Annotated in this window: 18 protein-coding genes and 1 pseudogene; 7 read left to right on the top strand and 12 right to left on the bottom strand. The window is 32.1% G+C overall.

What is annotated here, in order from left to right; genetic code table 11:
• Window positions 1-8: 8 nt before the first annotated feature.
• The gene (locus ACSVH2_RS06995) at window positions 9-1,262 is read right to left on the bottom strand and encodes a dihydroorotase (RefSeq protein WP_438092448.1); all 1,254 of its coding nucleotides are present in this window, start codon (window positions 1,260-1,262) and stop codon (window positions 9-11) included.
• A complete protein-coding gene (locus ACSVH2_RS06990; RefSeq protein WP_438092447.1) occupies window positions 1,259-3,187 on the bottom strand; it encodes a vWA domain-containing protein in 1,929 nt (642 codons plus the stop codon). The genes ACSVH2_RS06995 and ACSVH2_RS06990 overlap by 4 nt, the downstream gene beginning before the upstream one ends.
• Before the next feature lie 170 nt (window positions 3,188-3,357).
• Here ACSVH2_RS06990 and ACSVH2_RS06985 point away from each other — a divergent pair, with 170 nt between their 5' ends.
• Window positions 3,358-4,461: a lactonase family protein gene (locus ACSVH2_RS06985; protein WP_438092446.1), complete on the top strand. Its 1,104-nt coding sequence runs from the start codon at window positions 3,358-3,360 to the stop codon at window positions 4,459-4,461.
• Window positions 4,462-4,464: 3 nt separating this feature from the next.
• On the opposite strand, the gene ACSVH2_RS06980 is transcribed toward ACSVH2_RS06985, so the two are convergent.
• From ACSVH2_RS06980 to ACSVH2_RS06970, 3 genes and pseudogenes are all read right to left on the bottom strand, one after another.
• Entirely contained in the window at window positions 4,465-5,811 is a 1,347-nt protein-coding gene (locus ACSVH2_RS06980) for a DEAD/DEAH box helicase (RefSeq protein WP_438092445.1), read from the bottom strand.
• 224 nt (window positions 5,812-6,035) lie between these two features.
• Window positions 6,036-6,791 carry a response regulator transcription factor gene (locus ACSVH2_RS06975; RefSeq protein WP_438092444.1) on the bottom strand — a complete coding sequence of 252 codons (756 nt, stop codon included), beginning with the start codon at window positions 6,789-6,791 and terminating at the stop codon, window positions 6,036-6,038.
• A 145-nt stretch (window positions 6,792-6,936) separates the two neighbouring features.
• Window positions 6,937-7,107, bottom strand: a pseudogene (locus ACSVH2_RS06970) (transposase); the annotation flags it as partial.
• A gap of 176 nt (window positions 7,108-7,283) precedes the next feature.
• Between ACSVH2_RS06970 and ACSVH2_RS06965 the strand changes: the two are divergent.
• From ACSVH2_RS06965 to ACSVH2_RS06940, 6 genes are all read left to right on the top strand, one after another.
• Window positions 7,284-9,611: an arylsulfatase gene (locus ACSVH2_RS06965; protein WP_438092443.1), complete on the top strand. Its 2,328-nt coding sequence runs from the start codon at window positions 7,284-7,286 to the stop codon at window positions 9,609-9,611.
• 119 nt (window positions 9,612-9,730) lie between these two features.
• A complete protein-coding gene (locus ACSVH2_RS06960) occupies window positions 9,731-10,522 on the top strand; it encodes a hypothetical protein (protein ID WP_438092442.1) in 792 nt (263 codons plus the stop codon).
• A gap of 168 nt (window positions 10,523-10,690) precedes the next feature.
• Window positions 10,691-11,386, top strand: coding sequence for a hypothetical protein (locus tag ACSVH2_RS06955; protein WP_438092441.1), 696 nt, complete (start codon window positions 10,691-10,693; stop codon window positions 11,384-11,386).
• 84 nt (window positions 11,387-11,470) lie between these two features.
• Window positions 11,471-12,094, top strand: coding sequence for a hypothetical protein (locus ACSVH2_RS06950; RefSeq protein ID WP_438092440.1), 624 nt, complete (start codon window positions 11,471-11,473; stop codon window positions 12,092-12,094).
• A gap of 81 nt (window positions 12,095-12,175) precedes the next feature.
• Window positions 12,176-12,640, top strand: a complete 465-nt coding sequence (locus ACSVH2_RS06945) for a hypothetical protein (RefSeq protein WP_438092439.1) — start codon at window positions 12,176-12,178, stop codon at window positions 12,638-12,640.
• A gap of 219 nt (window positions 12,641-12,859) precedes the next feature.
• On the top strand, window positions 12,860-13,591 hold the full coding sequence (locus ACSVH2_RS06940; RefSeq protein WP_438092438.1) for a DUF2490 domain-containing protein: 732 nt from the start codon (window positions 12,860-12,862) through the stop codon (window positions 13,589-13,591).
• A gap of 55 nt (window positions 13,592-13,646) precedes the next feature.
• Here the strand turns inward: ACSVH2_RS06940 and ACSVH2_RS06935 are convergent, their stop codons facing one another.
• The 7 genes from ACSVH2_RS06935 to ACSVH2_RS06905 form a co-directional block, all read right to left on the bottom strand.
• Complete coding sequence (locus ACSVH2_RS06935) at window positions 13,647-14,912, bottom strand: BamA/TamA family outer membrane protein (RefSeq protein ID WP_438092437.1); 1,266 nt, start codon at window positions 14,910-14,912, stop codon at window positions 13,647-13,649.
• 186 nt (window positions 14,913-15,098) lie between these two features.
• Window positions 15,099-15,698: a hypothetical protein gene (locus tag ACSVH2_RS06930; RefSeq protein WP_438092436.1), complete on the bottom strand. Its 600-nt coding sequence runs from the start codon at window positions 15,696-15,698 to the stop codon at window positions 15,099-15,101.
• A 224-nt stretch (window positions 15,699-15,922) separates the two neighbouring features.
• Window positions 15,923-16,993 (bottom strand): AI-2E family transporter, encoded by a 1,071-nt coding sequence (locus ACSVH2_RS06925; RefSeq protein WP_438092435.1) that lies wholly within the window; start codon window positions 16,991-16,993, stop codon window positions 15,923-15,925.
• Between the two features lie 40 nt (window positions 16,994-17,033).
• A complete protein-coding gene (locus ACSVH2_RS06920; protein ID WP_438092434.1) occupies window positions 17,034-17,726 on the bottom strand; it encodes an ion channel in 693 nt (230 codons plus the stop codon).
• Between the two features lie 35 nt (window positions 17,727-17,761).
• A complete protein-coding gene (locus ACSVH2_RS06915) occupies window positions 17,762-19,330 on the bottom strand; it encodes an MFS transporter (RefSeq protein ID WP_438092433.1) in 1,569 nt (522 codons plus the stop codon).
• 3 nt (window positions 19,331-19,333) lie between these two features.
• Window positions 19,334-20,398 carry an HlyD family secretion protein gene (locus tag ACSVH2_RS06910; RefSeq protein WP_438092432.1) on the bottom strand — a complete coding sequence of 355 codons (1,065 nt, stop codon included), beginning with the start codon at window positions 20,396-20,398 and terminating at the stop codon, window positions 19,334-19,336.
• A gap of 12 nt (window positions 20,399-20,410) precedes the next feature.
• Entirely contained in the window at window positions 20,411-21,682 is a 1,272-nt protein-coding gene (locus ACSVH2_RS06905) for a TolC family protein (RefSeq protein ID WP_438092431.1), read from the bottom strand.
• Between the last annotated feature and the right edge of the window lie 13 nt (window positions 21,683-21,695).

The following is a 21,695-nucleotide window of genomic DNA, read 5'->3' as shown; positions in this document are numbered from 1 at the left end:
CGTTCAAATTATGATTTCACTAATTTTCCTTTGTTATAAATCCCAATTACTCCGCCTTTCATCTCTTGTTCAAAAAAAGCAGAATTCTTCGATTTTGAAAGTATATTTTCTTTGGTGAATTTCCAATTATCTTCGGTAGTAAATAATGAAAATGAAGCTTTATTGTTTTCTTTAATACTATGACTATCAATATTTAAAATAGCTTTACCAGAAGTTAATTTATCTATAATCACTTCTAAAGGCAATACGGTCATTAGTGCTGAAAAAGCACTTTCCAATCCGATGGTTCCATTTTTTGCCAAATCAAATTCCATCTTTTTATTTTCAATATCTATCGGATTATGGTCACTCGTGATGCAATCAATGGTATTATCTAACACACCTTGAAGTAATGCTTTTCTATCCTCATTGGTTCGCAATGGTGGCGACACTTTATAACGAGTATCAAATCCATCTAGTTTTTCATCGGTTAAGACTAAATGGTGAACAGAAACACTACAAGTAACTTGTAATCCTTTGCTTTTGGCTTCTTTTATCATTGCTACCGATTTAGCTGTTGAGATTGTCGGGATATGAATTTTTCCTCCAGTATATTCCAATAAAAACAAGTTTCTTGCCACAATCAATTCTTCGGCCAAATTTGGAATGCCTTTTAATCCTAATCTTGTAGAAACGATACCTTCATTGGCAACACCATTTCCTTTTATATTTTCATCCTGGCAAAATACCAAAACTAACCCATCAAAATCTTGAACATATTGAAGACCAATTTTAAGTAAATTAGCATTAGACAAACTTTTTCCATAATCGCCAAAAGCAACAGCACCAGCATTTTTCATATCAAAAAGTTCGGCTAAATCTTTGCCTTCACTTCCTTTTGTCAAAGCTCCAATGGGATATAAATCAGTAACGGCGTTGGCAGCTTTTTGTTTTACAAAATGTATTTGGGATTGGTTGTCAATAATTGGGTAGGAATTGGGCTGTAATGCAATGCCTGTAAAGCCACTTTTGGCAGCTACTTCTAATCCATTAGTTATAGTTTCTCTATCTTCAAAACCTGGTTCGCCTAATGAAACGCTTGTATCAAACCAACCTTGCGAAACATGCAATCCTTCTTGCTGAAATTCTTCATGAGTTGTTTCTTTAGGAATTGAAGTGCCAATTTTCTCAATGATACCATTTGTAATTTTCAAATCAACAGTTTGATTATGAAAAGGACTTTGTGCATCGATTATGGTTGCTTTTCGGATGATTAAATTCATTTTACAAATTTTTGAATGAGCATTTCTAATACTAAGAAGAGTAGGGTAAGCATCACAAACCATTTCCAGATTTGCGTATCGGTTCTGTCGGTTTGAATGGTGTTAAAAACCGTTTCTATGTCCTCAATTTCTTTGAAATTTGAAGCAACTTCTGGATTGGCTAATCCCAAATTGCTTTCGGTTCTACTGTAATTAAAACTAATATTTTGCACCAAATTATCTCCGTTAACTATGCTAAAGTTTCCAGCTTCATTCGGATTGTTGTCAAAAGTCATTTTTACTTTAGTGTTGAGTAACTGTTGAACGGGAATAAAACTTTCACTGTTATTTTTAACTTTAAGTATTTCATCTTTAGACAGCAAGGCATCAACAACAAAAGTTTGACTTTCACCTATTGTCATCGCATTAATACCCGTTTTCATACTGTTTTGTGCCATGTTATAGAACAAGGGAACAATTAAAGGTGAATTTTGAAAATTACTATTGGTCTTATTTATTGGAGCAGCAAAAACATATACCGATGACAAAGGATTGGACAATGAAGTGAGAAAAGCAGTTTGGTCTTCAAAGCTCAAAATAGCCGGTGTTGTGCTACTCAAACTAAATGATTTTTTAGTAGATGGATACTGGAAGTTGTCTATTTTCTTCTCAAATACAGCACTAAAAACGGGATGATTGAAATTAATTTTGGTTACTTTTTTTTCTGTATTTAACTCTTCTTTTAATTGGAGTGCACCAAAATTCCCTAAAAACCCATTCATGCTATTTTGATTAACCTCTAGCGAAGGAATTACAACAAGGTTTCCGCCTTTGTTCACAAATGATTTTAAGGTAGTTTGTAATGCTTGTGGAATTTCATTTAATTCATTCAACACTATGGCATCTTGTTTTTCAATCAAGTTATAATCCAAATTAGCAACAAGAAAATTAGAATAAACAAACTCATCATTCGTATAAATCCGCGACAAGAAATTACTTTTATTATCATCGCCAATACTGATTACATTTGTTTTACTTGGTTTAGCAATACTAAAATAATAGGTGTTGTCATACGCCAACCCTTTATCCGAAATAGAAACATAACCATGAAAATCTTCTTTTGGAATGGTGAAATTAACCGTCTTAGTATTGGTATCAAAACTAAGTAAGGTCTTAGCTGTCAGTTTATTATTATTGTAAAGCGCAATGGGAATTTCTTTGAAGTCATCGCCATTAGCAGAGAGTTTTACCCCAATTTCATAAAAGTTATCCAACGTTTGTTGCAAGTAAACACTATCAATAGCAATGTTGTTTTTTTGTTCTGCCTCAGGAACGATGAAGTACACATTGTCTTCTTTTCTAAAGCTTTTTGTTTGATTGTTTTCTAATCCTACAGCATCGGTAATAACGATAATGTCTTTGTTGAATGCTGACTTTCGGGCGTTTACTTTAGCAATCAGATTGTCCAATTGGAATGCTGTGGCACTGTATTTCAAATCTTGCAAATCCTTTTGGATACTTTTTATATCGGTATTCCAATAGGTTTCGGAATTAGTTATTACAGAGAAATTTTGGGTTTCAGGTGTGTGTTCAAGCAAGTCTTGTACGGCACGTTTTAGCAATTCTCCTTTTTTGCCTTTGGCTTGCATGCTATACGAATTATCTAAAATGATATACATTTCATTACTCGCTTTTAAGCTTTCTTTTGCAGTAAAGAAAGGTTGGGCAAAAGCCAATATTAAGCATGTTAAGAGTAACAATCGAGTGAAAAGTAACAGCCATTTTTTGATGGTCGAACTTTTTCGGGTTTGTATCGATAGCTCTTTTAGGAATTGTACGTTGGTAAAATATTCTTTTTTGAAGCGTCGCAATTGAAACAAATGAACCAGAATTGGAATGACCAATAAGAAAAGAAAATAAAGAATTTCTGGGTGTTTAAATTGCATTATTAATTTCGTTTACTTCACTAAGGGCATATTTTATTTGAGTTCAGTGATTTTAATTGTCAAAAATAGCACTTTTTATTATTTATAGAAGTGGTTTGATAATTTAAAATCATAAAAAAATAAGGGATGGTTCTAAAATCCATATTTTTGTTTTTCACTAAACCAAAAAAATGAAAACTCTATTTTTAAATTCAATACTAATATCTTTTGTGATGATGGCTCAAGCACAACAAAATAATGTCAATTTACTCATTGGAACCTACACAAACTCTTGTGAGAGCAAAGGTATTTATGTGTATGATTTCAATTTGAAAACTGCAGAAACAAATTTGAAAGCTACTACCGAAAATGTTATTAATCCTAGCTTTTTGACAATTTCTGAAGACAAAAAACAAGTGTTCAGTGTTAATGAAAATGGAGAACAAAGCGAAGTAAGTGCTTTTAATTATTCAATGGAAAATGGCACATTAAGTTTAGTAAATTCTACTAGTTCAGAAGGTGCTGATCCTTGTTACCTTATTAATGATGGTAAACATGTTCTTGTAGCTACTTATTCGGGTGGAACGATTTCAGTATTTGAAAAAATGAATGATGGAAGTTTACAATTTCAACAGAAATACATACATAATGGTAAGAGCATTAATGTTTCACGTCAAGAAAAATCACATTTGCACATGGTTCAATTTACTCCTGATAAACAATATGTTTTAGCCACTGATTTAGGCGCTGATTGCATTTATGTGTATAAATACAATCCTGCTGAAAGAAATACTGTTTTAGAACCAAAATCGGTAATCAAAATTAAAACGGGTAGTGGACCAAGACATTTTACCTTTAGTAAAGATGGAAAATATGTTTACCTAATTCAAGAACTAGACGGAACTTTAACTATTTTTGAATATAATGATGGTAATTTAAAAATGCTTCAAGAAACTTCAGTAGTTAAAGAAGATTTCAAAGGAGAAACTAGTGCTGCAGATATTCATATTTCTCCCGATGGAAAATTTTTATATGCTACCAATAGAGGAACGGCTAATGATATTACTTGTTTTGAAATCAAGAAAAGTGGGAAGTTAAAATTAAAACAAAGCACTAGTTCTTTGGGTAAAGGACCACGGAATTTTGCAATTGATCCTTCTGGAAATTTTCTTTTGGTTGCCCATCAATATACCAATGAAGTGGTGATATTTAAAATCAATAAAACTACAGGAGAATTATCAGATAGTGGCAAAAGAATTGCGCTGTGTTCACCAGTATGTTTAGTTTTTGAATAATTATTATTTCTTTTTCCTTTTGGCAGCTCTTGTTTTTAGTATATTTCTATTTACCGATGTGCCAGTTTTTTTCTTTGTTTTTGATGGTCCGCCAAGGTTGACTTTCTTGTTCTTGTCTATTTTTTCATGGAATGAAGCACCGCCTTCTAGTTTTGGTTTTTTCATCAAGAACTTCATTTGTTTCTTTTTGTCTTTTTCAAATTCGAGTAAACGCACTGAAACTTCAACAGCAGGAGGAAAGGGAATGAAACTGATTTCTTTTTCCATCAATACTTCTGCTTCAATCATGATGTCTTCTTCTCTTGGACTGATTAGACTGATAGCTATTCCGGATTTATCTGCTCTTCCTGTTCTACCAATTCGGTGAATGTATTGCTCGGGAATTTCTGGAAATTCTACATTGATTACATGAGTAATATCTGAAATATCCAAACCTCTTGCCATAACATCGGTGGTTACAATACCTCGTATTTCTCCCGCTTGAAACGTTGCCATGGTTTGCAATCGGTAGTTTTGTGACTTATTGGAGTGTATCGTTCCAAATTGGTCTGGATATACTTCTTCTAGTTTATCTGCTAGTAAATCAGCGGTTTTTTTATTGTTTACAAAAAGCAATACTCTTTCATAGGCATCATCTTTCAGCAGTTCCACAATTAGGTTAACCTTTGTTAGAAAGTTAGGTGTTTTATAACCCAGTTGTTCTATTTGTTCTAGTGGTGTGCCACTAGCTGCCAATGAAACTTCTTCGGGAAATTCAAAATATTCTTCGAGCATATCATCTACTTCATCGGTCATAGTAGCAGAGAAAAGAATGTTTTGACGTTTGTTTTTTAACATGGATAAAATGGAAGTCACCTGTGAACGAAAACCGAGGTTTAGTATTTCGTCAAATTCATCAATAACTAGTTTTTGTAAACTGTCAAATCGGATGACGTTATCGAGCGCTAAATCCATTATTCTTCCTGGAGTACCAACCAATATGTCAACACCACTGTAAACCGCTTTTTTTTGTGTATTAATATTCACGCCACCATATACACCGAGCGTTCTCACCGACATGAATTCGGTTAGTTTTTCCACTTCTGCGGCTATTTGTACTACCAATTCACGAGTAGGAACTAATATCATAACTCGTGGAGTATCTGTTGCCACAAACTTCCATTGTTTGAGTAAAGGCAAAAGGTAGGCAAAGGTTTTTCCTGTTCCAGTTTGTGCAATACCCATCATATCGCGACCTGACATGATAACCGAAAAGGATTTCTCTTGAATAGGAGTTGGGGTAATTAGCCCAAGATTGTCAACGGCTTTTTGTAATGATTTTGGAAGATTGAATTGCTCGAAAGTACTCATTATAGGGAATTATTTGTGGCAAAGATAGGGAATTGAAAATTAAGAGTTTGTGAGAGTTGTGAAAGCGTTTGTGTATCTTTTTTAAAATCAATTTATTAAGAGACAGGTGTTACAAATGATTAAAGATGAAATTAATAAAAGTTATAATTTCTCTTTTTTGACAACATTGTAAAGACTTTCAAGGGTTTATCTTAAAGTTATTACCTAAATAATTGCCGTTTAGCTTAAATAATTCCTTTCTCAGTAAGTTCATGAATTAATTCATGCATTGAAGCTTTATTTGTTTTCTTTAAAATATTGGTACGATGTGCATTTACAGTGTAATGACTTAAAAAAAGTTTATCTGCAATTTGTCCACTACTCAACCCTAATTCAATTTGTTTGATAATTTCCAATTCACGTTTTGTAAAATCATTACCTATTTTTAGGAACTCTTCATCAGGATATTTAAAATTTGATATATCATTTCCAACATGATAATGATAGCCATTTTTCTTCACTTTTATATTATCAATATTAGTGTGAACTTGTAAATCATAAACTGTTTTGTAAGGTAGATTTCTATAAAACAAATAGCACTGATAAAGTACTTCAGAGAAAGTGCCTTTTGGATTTCGCATTTTCATGTTAACTGATAATAAAGCGCTTCCATTTTGGTTAACAAATAAATCATTTGCCAAGCAAATTAATTTTGCCCAGCCTTTGGTATGTCGATAAACTTCATCAGGATGTGTAGCTTCAACACCATGGTATGGATTAAGTTTATCCGATTCAACTCCAATAATATCTTTACTCTTTTTACTTGCAAAGATAATCTTGCTTTGAAAAATGTCAGCAATAAAAAAATACTGATTGTTTTTTTCTAACATGTCTTCCAACTCCAATATCAGTCTGTCATTCCTATTGATAGAAGTAAATCCAGTTGATTCGTATTGTTCTATAAATTTTTGAAATAAAGTATAATCTTTATAATCATTCATATTCTAAGCATTGATGAGTTCTGAAATTATTTGTCTTATCCTTACAAATATAAAAAAACAGGGATTAATAACTATTTTTTTGAATATTAATTGAAAGTAATTTTAATCCCCATGCTAGCGCGAGCATCTTGCTCGTGCCCACAATCTAATTGATATCAATCTCTAAAACAGTATGGTCATCATTACCATAATTTCTAGCACTACTGTATTTCCAATCAATTGGGTTGGTTACAAAACCTGATTCTACAGGGTTTTGATGTATATAATTTAATTTTTGTTCAAATACTTTTAAAGACCAGATTTCAATTGGATAGTTACTTTTCGTTCTAACGTGTTACTTTTATGTTTTAACGAGTTGCTTTTTCGTTCTAACGAGTGACTTTTTCGTTTTAACAAGGAGTAAAACTTTTTTTATAAAAAGTATTTATAATAATTATCATTTATTTATATATTTATCTCTTTAAATTTATTCATCAATAAATATCAATACTTATGAAAAAATGGTCAACATCAATTATTCCTTTTTTTGCATTTAGTTTATTATCGGTTAATGCAATTGGACAAGAGTTAGACAGAACAGCATTGCCAATCAAAGAACCAAAGCGTCAAACCTATAAAGAGCTTGATGTACGAAATGTCACCGCACCACCACGTTTTGAAGTGAAAGCGCCAAAAGGAGCTCCAAACGTTATAGTGATTTTAATAGATGATCAGGGATTCGGGGCAACTAATACTTTTGGCGGACCAATTCCTACACCTAATATGGATAAATTGGCACAAAACGGTTTAAGATACAATCGTTTTAACTCGACTGCACTTTGCTCACCTTCACGTGTTGCTTTACTCACAGGATACAATCACCATAGCAACAATATGGGAAGTATAGGAGAAACCGCTACAACTTATAGTGGAAATACTGCAGTAAGACCGCAATCCATTACACCAATGGCCGAAGTACTTCGTCAAAATGGATACAATACCGCTGCTTTTGGAAAGTACCACGAAACTCCACCCTGGGAAATATCAATTGCTGGTCCACAAGACCGTTGGCCAACCCGTTCTGGATTTGAGAAATTTTATGGTTTTATTGGAGGCGAAACGAATCAATGGGCGCCACTTATTTATGATGGTATAACAATAGTTGAAACACCTGAAGATCCAAATTACCATTTCACTACCGATATGACTAATCAAGCCATTTCTTGGGTTCGTTATCAACAAGCATTAGCACCAGATAAACCTTTCTTTATGTATTTTGCACCTGGAGCCACTCATGCACCACATCACGTTTCGGCAGCATGGATTGAGAAATTTAAAGGAAAATTTGATCAAGGTTGGGATAAACTTCGTGAAGAAACCTTGGCACGCCAAATAAAATTAGGTATTGTTCCTGCAGGAACTAAATTAGCTCCAAAACCAGCCGATATCAAAGATTGGGCAACACTTTCAGCCGACGAAAAGAAATTATTTACTCGTCAAATGGAAGTTTATGCTGCTTTTGCTGCACAAACCGATTATGAAGCAGGAAGATTGATTTCCTCGATTGAAAAATTAGGCATAATGGATAATACTGTTATTGTTTATATCGCTGGAGATAATGGTGCCAGTGCCGAAGGACAAATGAACGGAATGTATCAGGAAATGACTTATTTCAGTGGAGTTCCAGAAACGGTACCTGATATGTTAAAGCATTATGATGAATGGGGTAGTCCAAGTACTTATCCTCATTTTGCAGCAGGTTGGGCTGTAGCCTTGGATTCGCCTTTTGCCTACACTAAACAAGTAGCTTCTGATTTTGGAGGAACACGTAATGGAATGATAATTCAGTGGCCAGCAGGTATAAAAGGAAAAGGAGAAATCCGTTCGCAGTTTGGTCATTTTATTGACATTGCCCCAACAGTTTATGAAATCACCAAAATACCTTCACCAAAAATGGTAAATGGAATCCAACAAGATCCAATTGAAGGAACTAGTTTGGCTTACTCTTTTAATGATGTTAAAGCACCGGAACAACACAAAGTTCAGTATTTTGAAATGTTTGGAAACAGAGCTATCTATCAAGACGGTTGGTATGCCCGAACTATTCACAGACCGGCATGGAGAGTAAAACCATTGAATACTTTGCAGGAAGATAAATGGGAGTTGTATAATACTACTAATGATTTCAGTTTAGCCAATGATCTGGCTCCAAAAAATACAGACAAGTTGAAAGCGATGCAAGAATTATTTATGAAAGAAGCCGAAAAGTTTCATGTGTTGCCACTTGATGACCGTTTGTTAGATAGAACCAATGCTGAATTGATGGGAAGACCTACAGTTATGGGTAACAGAAATACAGTGACTTATGGCGAAGGTATGAGAGGAATGGGAGTTGATGTTTTTATTGACCTTAGAGGAAAATCGTATACTATTACTTCAGAAGTAGCTGTTGATGCTAATGGAAACGGAGTAATTGTATGTCAAGGTGGTCGATTTGGTGGTTTGGCTTTTTATTTGAAAGATGGTAAGCCAGCCTTTAGTTATAATTACTTAGGATTAGAATCTACACAGATTATTGCAGACCAAGCTTTGAAACCAGGTAATTACAAATTAGTTTTTGAATTCAAGTCTGACGGTGGTTTAGGTAAAGGCGGTCTTGGAACTATTTCCGTTAATGATAAAAAAGTAGCTGAAAAGAGACTTGATAAAACACAACCTGGAATCTTTTCGGTAGATGATTTAGCTGATGTAGGCGTTGATGATGGAACTCATGTTGCCGATTATGGTGCTTCATCCAAATTTAAAGGGAAAATTGAGTATGTAACAATTGAAAGAAAATAGAATATTTTTTGAGTTGCCCAAATGAAAACAAGAACTCTTTTTGTATGGGCAATTTCTTTTAAAATTGTAAAAAGGATTAATTTTTAAAAATAAATTTTATAATTAAAAAATCAACAATTATGAAAACTAAACTATTTATAAAACATACTTTTTTTGCATTTGTAGTATCCTTTCTGATTTCTGGAAACCTAATGGCACAAGAAAGTGAAACAGCAACAACTCCAAAGAGTGAATGGAAATACCTTGCTGAACTCTACATGATGTTTCCTAGCATGAATGGAAGTGTTGGATTGGGAAATTTACCAGATGCTACTTTAGATGCCAGTTCAGGCGATATTCTTGGAAAACTAAAAATGGGTTTTATGTTAAATGCAGAAGCAACTAATGGTAAATGGACCATTGGTTCGGATATACTTTATATGAGTCTTGTTCAGGGAGTTGAGCCAAGAATTCTAATTAATAGTGGCGAAGTAACAGCAAAACAGTTAGGATGGGAAGTAGCAGGTTTGTATACTGTAACACCTTGGCTAGATTTAGGACTTGGAGGACTTTTGAACTCGATTAATTCTGAAGTTAATCTTAATTTAAATGCCATTGGAGGTGGAACAACACCAACAAGTAAATCACTTACCCAAACTTGGTTTGACCCAATGTTAATTGCAAGAGTTAAAAGCAAACCAGGAGAGAAATTTATTTATATGTTTCGTGGTGAAATAGGTGGCTTTGGTATAGGTTCTGATTTGGCTATGCAAATGCAAGCGTATGCAGGATATCGATTTTCAAAACTTTTTCAAATCACAGGTGGTTATAGAATAATTAGTTTGGATTATGAATGTGGTAGTGGACAAGACCGATTTATGTATAATGTTGATACGTCTGGACCTGTGGTGCGATTTGGATTTAATTTCTAAATAATTAATAAAATATAAGGATTAATAACTATTTTTTTGAAAACTAAATGAATATAACTTTGACAGCAGTAAAATTAACAAATCAATATTCTTTTCATGATAATTATCATATTTGTATATAAAGAAAAGTTCTTACATTTGAGTAATAAATAATTAAATATAAAAACTATGAGAAATATTAACTTTGTGATTTTGCTGTTACTGTTAACAGGCTTCACGAAAATTGTTGCTCAAGCAGATGCTAAAGAAAATGTAGCCATAATTAAAAAAAATCTTGCTGATAGTAAAGAGGCTTTAAAAAAGTATGAATGGATAGAAACCACCACAACATTCTATAAAGGAGAGTCAAAAGGTGTTAAGCAAAAACAATGTTATTATGCTGTGGATGGCAAACTAACAAAAGTAGAAACTGGCGGTTCCACACAAGAAAAAGCAAAAGGAGGGATTCGTGGTAAGGTTGCTGCCAACAAAAAAGAAGATATTACGGAATATATGAAAAAAGCAGTTGCCAAAATTCAGACTTATCTTCCTCCAAACCCAGATAAAATTCAGGCAATTTATGCATCGGGTGCAGTTTCTATTCAAGTTTTAGAACCAAATAAAAAATTCAAGCTCAATTTTCCTAATTATAACGAGAAAGGAGATATGCTTTCGGTAACTCTAAATAAAGAAACAAAAAAATTGAAGGCTATTGATGTATCAACAACCGTTGAAGGTTCAAAAGAGAAAGCTGTTTTTAATGTTACTTACAAAGATTTACCAGATGGAACTCAATTTGCTGAAACTACAACACTTGATGCAAAAGAAAAATCGGTAAAAATTGTTATAAAAAATTCTGGATATAAAAAGGGTTCTGGGCAGTAAAACATGACAAAAATCATATTTGTATGTCAAAAAAAGTTCTTACATTTGAAAAATAATTAATAATTAATTAAACAAAAAAATCTTATGAAAAAAATTGCAGTATTAGCAGTAGTTTTATTAGGTATCGGTTCAGTAAATGCACAACAGCAAGGAACTGTTACATTATTTGCCAACGCAGGTTACACTTTAGAAGAAACAGTTCCTTATGATTTTGGTGACCTTAAAATTAAAGATGGACTACAATGGGGTGGTGGTTTAGAGTATTATTTATCTAACTACAACTCTGTTGAATTTAAGTACAACAGATTTGATTCTGATTTTACTTTTTCGGGTATTTTTGATGGTGATAATTTAGTTCAAAGAGGAAGTGGATCTATTCAAACTTATATGTTAGGTTATAATAATTACTTTGTTAAAGACGGAAGTAAAAAAGCGGTACCTTTTATTGGTGGTTCAATAGGTCTTGGAATTGCAGACTCTCCAGACATTTCAGCTGAAACAGGTTTTGCTTGGGATGTTAGAGTAGGGGTTAAAATGAAAGGTTCTGGTCCAGTTTCTTTAAAGTTACAAGCTTATCTTCAATCTATGCTAACAACAGCTGGTTATGATTATTGGAATTATTATGGTTATACTTATGCTGTTCCAGATTATTCTAGAATTTTACAATTCGGTTTCGGAGCTGTTATAGGGTTTGATGTTAAGAAATAATAATTTGTTGTAAAGACAACTCATGACATTCTTTATAGATTGTAAAAACAAATTTTATTACTAATTACAAAAACAAAACAAATGAAAAAAATATTTTTAATGATGATTCTTGCCCTTTCTGTGGGTTCATTTGCACAATCAACTGAAAAGGAAGATTTAGATATCATCCAAGCTAAGTACGGAAAATCCAAAAAAGAATTGGTTAACGTTTACATGAACTTATCAGGAGAGAAAGCTACTGCATTCTGGAAAACGTATGATGCTTATGAAGTAGAACGCAAAAACTTAGGTAAAGAAAAGATGCGTATTATAAATGAATATGCTGCCAATTATGATAATCTAACTGATGCAAAAGCAGATGAAATTGCGAAAGCAACTTTAAAAAACAACATGGATTTTGAAAAATTAATTTCAAAGTATTATGACAAAACCAAGAAAGATATTGGTGCTGTGAATGCTGCGAAATTTATTCAAATTGAAGTTAGTTTGCAAACAGCTGTTCGTTCAGAAATTCAAAATGCAATTCCTTTAATTGGAGAAATGTAAAATTGAAGTAAAAATTATTACTCAATGATACTAATCAAAGTTTCAAATTAATTCTAAAAGCACTCTTTATCGGAGTGCTTTTGTTTTTTTAGACTAAAAATTATAGCAAAAAGAAGATTTATTTTCCAATGAAATAATGATACTGTGTATGAAAATTATTTTATATTTGATTACAGCATCATGCAAATCAACAATACAGTCTTACCTAAATGCCTAGCAATGCCTTTACGATATAACATTAAGTTATTTAGTTTACTAATTCTATTTTTTGTTGCTAACAACAGCGCTAAAGCACAAAATTCATCATTAGAATTTTGGCCTGAAGCTGATTTATGGTATACTTTGAATTCTTCTTGGCGTTTTTCTGCATTTGTTCCTGTTACAAGATATAATGAAAGTAAGGCACGTGACATAAATGTTTATTTACAAACTGACTACAAATGGGGTCATTCAAAGTTCAAAATATATAGAAGACTTGTGGATGAAAATAAGTTTCAAGAAATGAAGCAGTGGATGGTTCGTGGTGGTTACATGAAAGGTTGGAGTCTTGGCGATGGTGAGTACTCTGAAGACATGGTTTTTTCAGAACTTCACAAAAGATTACCATTAAAGAATAATATTTTGATATCACACCGTTTAAGAAGTGATTTTAGATGGTTAGGTGAAGATTCTGATTATTCTTATAGACTTCGATACCGAGTAATGATTGAAAAAGAGTTTGCCTCAGGACCATATTCGATTGTGCCTTATGTAAATGCAGAGCCATTTTGGGATTCACGTTATGATGCTTTTACTCGTCTTCGAACAGCTACAGGTGCTACTCTTTCTACGAGAAAACATTTTGCCTACGAAGCTAATGTAACCTATCAATATGATAATTATTACGCTACAAAAAATTTATTTGCACTCAATGTGATTTTACATATTTACCTAGAAAAGCAAGCTCAGTAATTCTTGTTTGAGTACAATTACTTTTTTATAAATCCTTCACAAGAATACTAAAATATTAGAAAGATTCTCCAGCGTTAAGATAGAATGCTTTTGAACTTCTTCCCCAAGCGTAATTAGCAATTAAATTAGTTCGAGTAGCTTTATCAATTAAAATACGCAAACCAATTCCGGCAGCGGGTTGAATATATTGTAGCATTTTAATGTTTCTACTTTCATCACTTGCAGAGGTGAAATTAGTATATACAGTTCCGCTTATTAATTGGTTGCAACTAATTGGGAAGCGATATTCTGCTTCGAAATAGGATAAACTGTTACCACGGAATAATCCTTGAACGTATCCTTTTCCACCTCTACTTCTCGAGTCCCAACCAATAGCTGGTAAATTCAAATAAGGCACAGCTCCAGTAGTAACAAACTGTCCATAAGTCCAAAATCCTAAAACATGTTGTTTGTTTGTTTTACTTAACGGAATAAAATAACGGAATTCTGTAAAAAGAATAGAACTCGGTTTTTGATTTCCATTTAAAGCAGGATTCATTCGGTAGTTCAAATTGGCATACCAACCATGATTGGCGTTAATTTGATTATCTCTTGAGTCATATAATAAATTTAAACTTAATCCATTAACAAAATAATCAGTATTACTAAAACCATTGGCTACATTATAGTTGTAATGCGCTGTATACTGTCCATTTGGAACATCCAATTTATAGTCATAAATAGAACCATATAAATCAACATGCAATCCAGTACCAACATAAAAATCACCTTTTACTCTCCATGACACCGTTTGATGAAATTTAAGATAATTATAATCCATTGGTTCTTCAAGGGCATCAATAGAAAAATCTTCATTATCTCTTGTAGGTGGAATAATATCGGTTCCCAATCCATAATTAGGTTGTGTGAAAATATAATAACGCCAATCACCGCTCAATGTAATTTTGTTATGACTGAGCATTAAACTGTTTTTACAATTAATCAGCAATTGATTTTTTTCGGTGTACTGAGCACCAAGATTGATGGTTGAATATTTATCTTCGGTACTTTTCCCCTTGAAAGTGTATTGTCCTGTAAATCCAAACATAAAACCCGTAGCAGGTTGTGAGCCAATAACAGGGATGATAATGAAAAAACTGTTTTTTAAGGGCTTAACAACTATCGTAGAATCTTTCTTTTTAAATAAATCAGGAAGTGATTTTATGGGACATTTCAAAGAATCGGTTTCTGAAGTTGTTTGAGCCGTACTATTGTTTGGTATAAAAAAACATACTAAAACAGAAAAAAATAAAAGATATTTTAGGTTTGAGAAAAGTTTCATAGCTTGATATTTGTGTTTGGTTTGTAATTTTTATTGCTTCTCTCAAGAAATTGAAAGTTATAGTGATTAACTTTTTAAGTATAATTCAACATGCTTATTTTAAAACCACATAGACCTGAAAATAAGTAAATAGGTCTATGTGATTTATTTTATCATTAACCTTAATATGAAATGATTAATTTTTCTTTATTTTAAGAAACCATCATTTCTCATTTTCACTGAAACAGCATCCGCAATTTCATTTACAGTTTTATCAATTTTTGATGGATTGACTGTTTTTGTTGTTCCTGTCCACAATAATTTATTTGGATTTACAGAGTAAACTGTTGTTTCTACAAAATAGTTTTTATCAGTGGTGTAATAACCTGGTGATGAGTAATAGCCAGCACCATAACCATAATATCTACCATAGCCACCATAGTAAGCTGTAGTTGTTCCTTCAACATAGTAGGTATCTTTTTCAACATCGGCTAAACGCATTAAAAGAACATGTGTGAAATTCCCTTTTTGTAATTGTTCATCAAGACTATTTTCACTGGCATTTTTTAGCATATCTAAAGTGATTGTCTTGTAAGAAGCAGCAGCATTATTATTGAAACGGGTTACTAAAATATCTTCGATAACACGTCTTGAGGTTTCATCTTTCACTAAAGCGATGATAAAAACTTTGTTATCTGGACTTTTTGTAACACTTGCGTTTGGATCTTTCCAAGATTTTTCAATTGTTGTAGAAGCGCAACCCATCATTAATAGTGCAATAGTCACTGTTAGGATTAAATTTTTCATGATAGTTTAAATTTAAATTGTTCAAAGGTATTGTTTTTATTCGATATTAAATTTTACTCGACATGGTAATTGGCATTACATTACTCTAAAATAAAGATACTAATTCCATTCAAAAGCAAAACGTATTATGGTATTAATGTTCTTGCAAATTTATTAAAAAAAATCCCCTTTAAAAATGACTTTTATCATTTCTAAAGGGGATTTCATTAGTGCGTAATTAATTTTTAATCATTCACCGTTTCTGGTTTATCTTCTAACCAAGAAGTGAATAATTTATAGCCAATAGAAAAAACAATTGGTCCAACAAACATTCCAATAAATCCTGACATGATAAACCCACCAATAACTCCTAGAAAAATAACAAGCATTGGTACAACAGCTCCTTTTCCTAATAATAATGGTTTTAAAATATTATCCGAAAGTCCACTTAATAAGAAATATACGGTCCAAAAAATAGCAGCACTATTACTATCGCCTGTAGAAAATAAATATATAATTACACCAATATTAATTATGATAGGACCAATTTGTACTATCGATAACATTAAACATAATAAGGTTAAAATCCCAGCAAAAGGAACACCACATAGAAAAAGTCCAATAGCTTGAATTATTGTTTGAATAACTGCTACACCTATAATTCCTTTTACCACTTGAAGTACAGTTGATTTTGAAATATTTAAAACTTCTTCACCTCTATCACCAGCAATTCGCATAATAAAATCAGTGGCCAATTTTTGTGAACTTGTAGAAACTAGAAAAATCCCTGCTATTATAACAGAAAGCACTATTTGTAAAAAACTAACAGCTGAACCAACGATGCTTCCAGCAATTTTTTTTGAGATTTCAACTATAGGTTCTCTATAATCTGTCATTGCTTTTTCTAAATTGGTAGAGGCAGCATATAAAAAGTCATACAGTTTATTTCCTATAATCGGCCAATCCTTAATGTTCTGACCAGGCAGATGTATTTTTAGCGTATTGGCTTCTATTTGTGATTTTAAATCTAAAATGTTTGACGTTACCGCGCTAAAAAAATAAAAGGCAGGAACAAACAAGATTAACAATATTAAACTAATTATTAAAAAGGAAGCTAAGCTTTTGCGTCCTTTTAGTTTTTTTTGAAGAAAATTAAAAAATGGAAATAATATTATTGAAAAAATTATCGCCCAAAGAATAGGCATTACAAATGGCGATAAGAGTTTAGCACAAAAAGCTAAAACTAAAAACACAAGTCCTAACTGAAGGATTATTTCGAAAATCTTTTTGCTGTTAATTTCATTAGAGTTTTTCATTTTTATTTTGGTTTAAGGTTGGTTGAATATACTAAATTATTTATTTATTTTTTTGCCAACTTGAATTATCTGAAACAAGTTTTCCAATGAGGACAACGGGATACAAAACTCCAATCATAGCTTCAACTTGAACTAATGAACGCGCTATAGGATGAAGAGGTGCAATTTCACCAAAGCCAGTAGTTGTTAGAGTTATATAACTAAAATATAAAAAATTGGCTTGCAAACTATTTGAATCGAATGGTGGGAAAGTAACTTGAAAAGAACCTTCAATATTATAATAAATATATATATAAATTATAGACCAAAGGTTTGCAATAAGCATATAAACAACTATAGAACCAATGATTCTATGTATTGTTATTGGTCCGGGTTCGAAAACTTTAACTAATACAAGTGTGACTAATAAAACAAAAGTTAAAACAGAAAGAATTAGTTCGGTGGTTACTATAAATACACTTTTATTGAATGTGCTAATCCAACTCACGACAACAAACAAAAATGGAAGAATTGAAATAATTAATGCCTGACTTTTACTTTTGGAAAGGGAAAAAATTCCTGCCGTAAGTAAAAGCATCCAAAATATATCGAGCATAACCGAAAAAAGTGAATGGCTACCAAATATAGGGATAAGAACGAAGTGCATAACGAAAAGTAGAATTAACATTCCGCTGAGTCCACTTTCATTTGCCCATAAGTTTTTTAATATTCTTGATTTCTTTTTAATTGTCATATTACGCTTTTATTAACGATAGTAAATTTAAAAAATTAAAATGGAATTGGCTCATTTTCAACTCTTCCAATTGGTCTTCGTCCAAGTTTGAATAATAACAATATTATAATTGGGAAGAAGCATATGGCTGCCAAAACCAAATAAATATCTTTATAGGAAAGTAATATTGATGCTTGCGATGTATGGCTTGAAAGTTTTCTTTCTGCCATTTTTTGAGCTTCGTTTTCAGATGAACCCATTTGCAAAAACATCATTTTGTATTTTTTTAATTGATTAGCTGCCATGGTATTTTCCTCCGTTAATTGCTGACTTAATCCTGTTTTATGTAGCACATTAGTATTAGAAATAGTAGTTCCTAAAATGGCTCCGCCTAATAATGTTGCAATAATCACTCTGGAAATAATACCACTCATCATCCGGGAATCTCCTAAGTTTTTTGGAACTCCTTCTGAAATGTATAAAGCAGCTATCGTATACAAAAAACCAATGCCTAAACCTTTAAATATTAATGGAAGCAAGAAATCTATAGGTGCAATTCCTGGATATAATCTGAAATAAATGGTGATGTGATACAATCCAAAACAAGCAAATCCAACAATCCAAATGGTTGACAAATGGATTCTTTTAAATAAAAGATAAGTCGAAAGCGGAATAGCAATTATGAGCCCAATGAGTATAGCTAAGTGTGTTTTTGCCTGATAAATACTGTCAAATCCAAGTACATTTGACATAAAACCTGTAACTACCGAGCCTGTGCCATTTATTAATCCAGTTAGAAAGAAGAGGAAACTGCCAATAACTACATTTTTATACTTAAATACATCAGTATCTATTATAGGTTCTTTTGTATATCGAACATGTAATAAATAGACGCCGATAATAACAATTAAAAATGCCACTGCGATTGAGATTTTTGAATCGCTAAACCAATTTCTGGTTTGTCCTTCGGCACATAGGAAAAGAATAATTGTAAATAATAGTAATAAAATGAGCCAACCTCTCCAATCAAATTGGAATTTTACTTTCATAGGTGCTACATCTTTTCTGTAAAAAATCCATGCCAAAATGATACATATTAAGAAGTTTATGTTCAGAAAATAAACACTAAATGTCCAGTCATAAATACTTGTAAACTGAGCTCCAATATATTTATACAAGTGCTGGCTTCCTTGAATTATAAATTGCATGATGCCATACATAATTGGCATGTTAAACTTTGGATTATACTTTATCAAAATAGGTAGCAAAGAAGCAAATATTCCCAGTATAGAAATAATCGCTAATAAAGAACGCCAAAAGGTAAACCAAAGAATATTAGTAGTGTAAAGTGAAGCTGTATTGAATAATATTGATAAAAAACTGGCGGTTAAAATAAGTGTTCGCACCGGAATTTGTTTGGCTACCTTTAGTGCAAGCGGAATAAATCCTATCATTACAAAAACAGGAATGTAACTTGAATAAGTAAAAACTGTTGTTGAATCTCCAAAATGACCTAAAATTTGGGAGTTGTCGTAAGTAGTTACATTTAGTGCATTAAAAAAGGGGATTGTAAGAATGTATAATCCAATAAGAATGAGAATGCTTCCTTTTTTTAATCCAAACATCTTTTATTTTTTTATTTCAACGGTAACATTCATTCCCGGTTTAACATCGATTAAATCTTCAGGACTAGCTTCAAATTCAATTTTTACGGGAATACGTTGTGTAATTTTTACAAAATTTCCAGTAGAATTATCGGGTTCGACCATAGAGAATTTAGCTCCTGTAGCTGGGGATGAATTAACAACAATTCCATTAAATTTTTTATCATTTAGTGCGTCAACAATGATGGTTACTTTTTGACCTTCTTTAATTTTACCTACTTGTGTTTCTTTAAAATTAGCCGTAACCCATATTTTTTGTTTCAACACTATTGAAGCAACCACTTGATTTGTATTTACCAAATCGCCAACCGAAAGATTGCGTTCACCTACGTATCCATCAATAGGTGAGGTGATTATAGTATAAGACAATTGTAACTTTGCCGCTTCCAAATCTGCTTGTTTTCTTGCTACTGTAGCTATTGCAGCTTCAAGATTGGTTTGGCTTTGTTTAGCAATAGATCCACTAGCTTGCAATTCATTTTCACCTGCTTTGAGATATGCTTGAGTTGATTTTAATTTGGCTACCACTTGATCGTATTGATTTGCTGTCACTGCAGAGTCGGCATACATATTTCTAAATCGTTCATAATCTTTTTGTGCTTTTTCAAGACTTGCCATATCACCAGCTAGTTTTGCTTTAGTAGCCGCTTGATTTGAAAGGGAAGTAACTGTGGCTTGTTGTAAAGAATGTAGATTACCTTCGGCCGACGCTAAATCGGCTTCAGCTTGTTTTACTTTTATTCTGTACTCTTGATCATCCAATAGTATTAAAGTATCTCCTTTTTTTATAGCTTGATTGGCTTCAAATTTTATAGTAATTATATGTCCTGTAGCTCTGGCCGCTATGTTATTTATATACGACTCAACTTGAGCATTATTTGTAGATTCGTTACGACTGAAATCAAAAAATAAACTTAGTATCCATAATCCACCAGCTATTAAAAAAATAAATGAGAGTACTTTTAATATCTTATTTCTTTTTTTATCCTCAATTTGAATTGTTTCGTCTTTTGTATTTTCTTCGCTCATAGTGATATTGTTTTAAAGTTTTCCCATTGCATATTTCAAAGAATAGAATTGAATTATCAAATCTAAATTGGAATTAATGAGTGATATTTTTGCTGCATTTAATTGTAATTCAGCATCTACCATATCACTTATTAATGCAAAGTCATTGTCATATCTGCTTTTTACAATTTTATAATTATTTTGAGCTAGTTCTACATTTTTTATAAAAGTGGGTATATTTTTTTTATTTTCTGCATAACGAACTAGTGCTTTTTTTACTTCTTTATCTATTTCATCTTTGGTGATTTGTAGTTGGGTATTACTTTTTTCAATTTGTAACTTATCACTACCTACTCGGTGTTTTAAATTGTAAAAACTAGAAATATCCCAATTTAAAGAAAGTCCAGCAGCCCAAAAATTAAGTGTGTTATTAATATAATTTGGCCATTGTGCAGGATATTGAGAGTTGAAAATAAAGTTGGCGTTTATATTTGGTTTAAAGCCACTCTTAGTTGAGTTTAAAAACGACTCATATAATTTAATATTTGTTTCAGACAGCTTTATTTCATATCTATTTTGATACGCTTCTGAAAGGATTTCATCTAAACTTAATTCTTTTGAAGGAATAATATCTTCTACTAGTTCTGGTCTGAGTATGGTATCAGTAGGTAAACCAATTAAAATGTCTAAATAATTACTTACCAATTTGATATTGTTAATGTCTTGAAATACTGAAACCTGAAAATTAGATTGTTGCAGTTCTGTTCTCAGCAAATCACTTTTTAGATTTTGTCCGTTAGCAACACGAGATTTCAATTGTTTTATACGCAATTCAATATTAATAATGTTTTTTTTAGTTACTTCTATTTGTTGGTATAGTTTTTCTAGTGAAAAAAACTGTTGTGTTACAGCTAACTTTATTTCAGCTTCGGTCATTTTAACAACTGTTTCCTGAATTTGAGTTACCAATTTTTGGCTTTCAATCTTATTCTTAATTAATCCACCATAATATAGTGGCATTGAAGCAACCACACTTCCAACAGTTTGATAGTCAAAATAATCTACCGTGACACTATTTTCATAAAATCCTTCATATACTTTTGGATTACCAATATAGTTGTAATCCATATTTAGGCCCAAACGCGGCGCTTTTGAAATCTTAGCTTGACTCAAATCTTCATTGGCAATAGCAACATTAGTATTGGCAATTTTAAGTTGTCGATTGTTTTGAATTCCTAATTTTAGAGCTTCCTCTAATTTAATAATTCTTAAATTACCAAGGTCATATTCCTGACTGTATACCATATTGTTTGCAAAA

Source organism: Flavobacterium sp. RSB2_4_14 (assembly GCF_051547085.1).
In the GTDB taxonomy this organism is placed as follows: Bacteria; Bacteroidota; Bacteroidia; order Flavobacteriales; family Flavobacteriaceae; genus Flavobacterium.
Note: the sequence above shows the minus strand (reverse complement) of the source record. Positions and strands in the feature narration are given on the sequence as shown.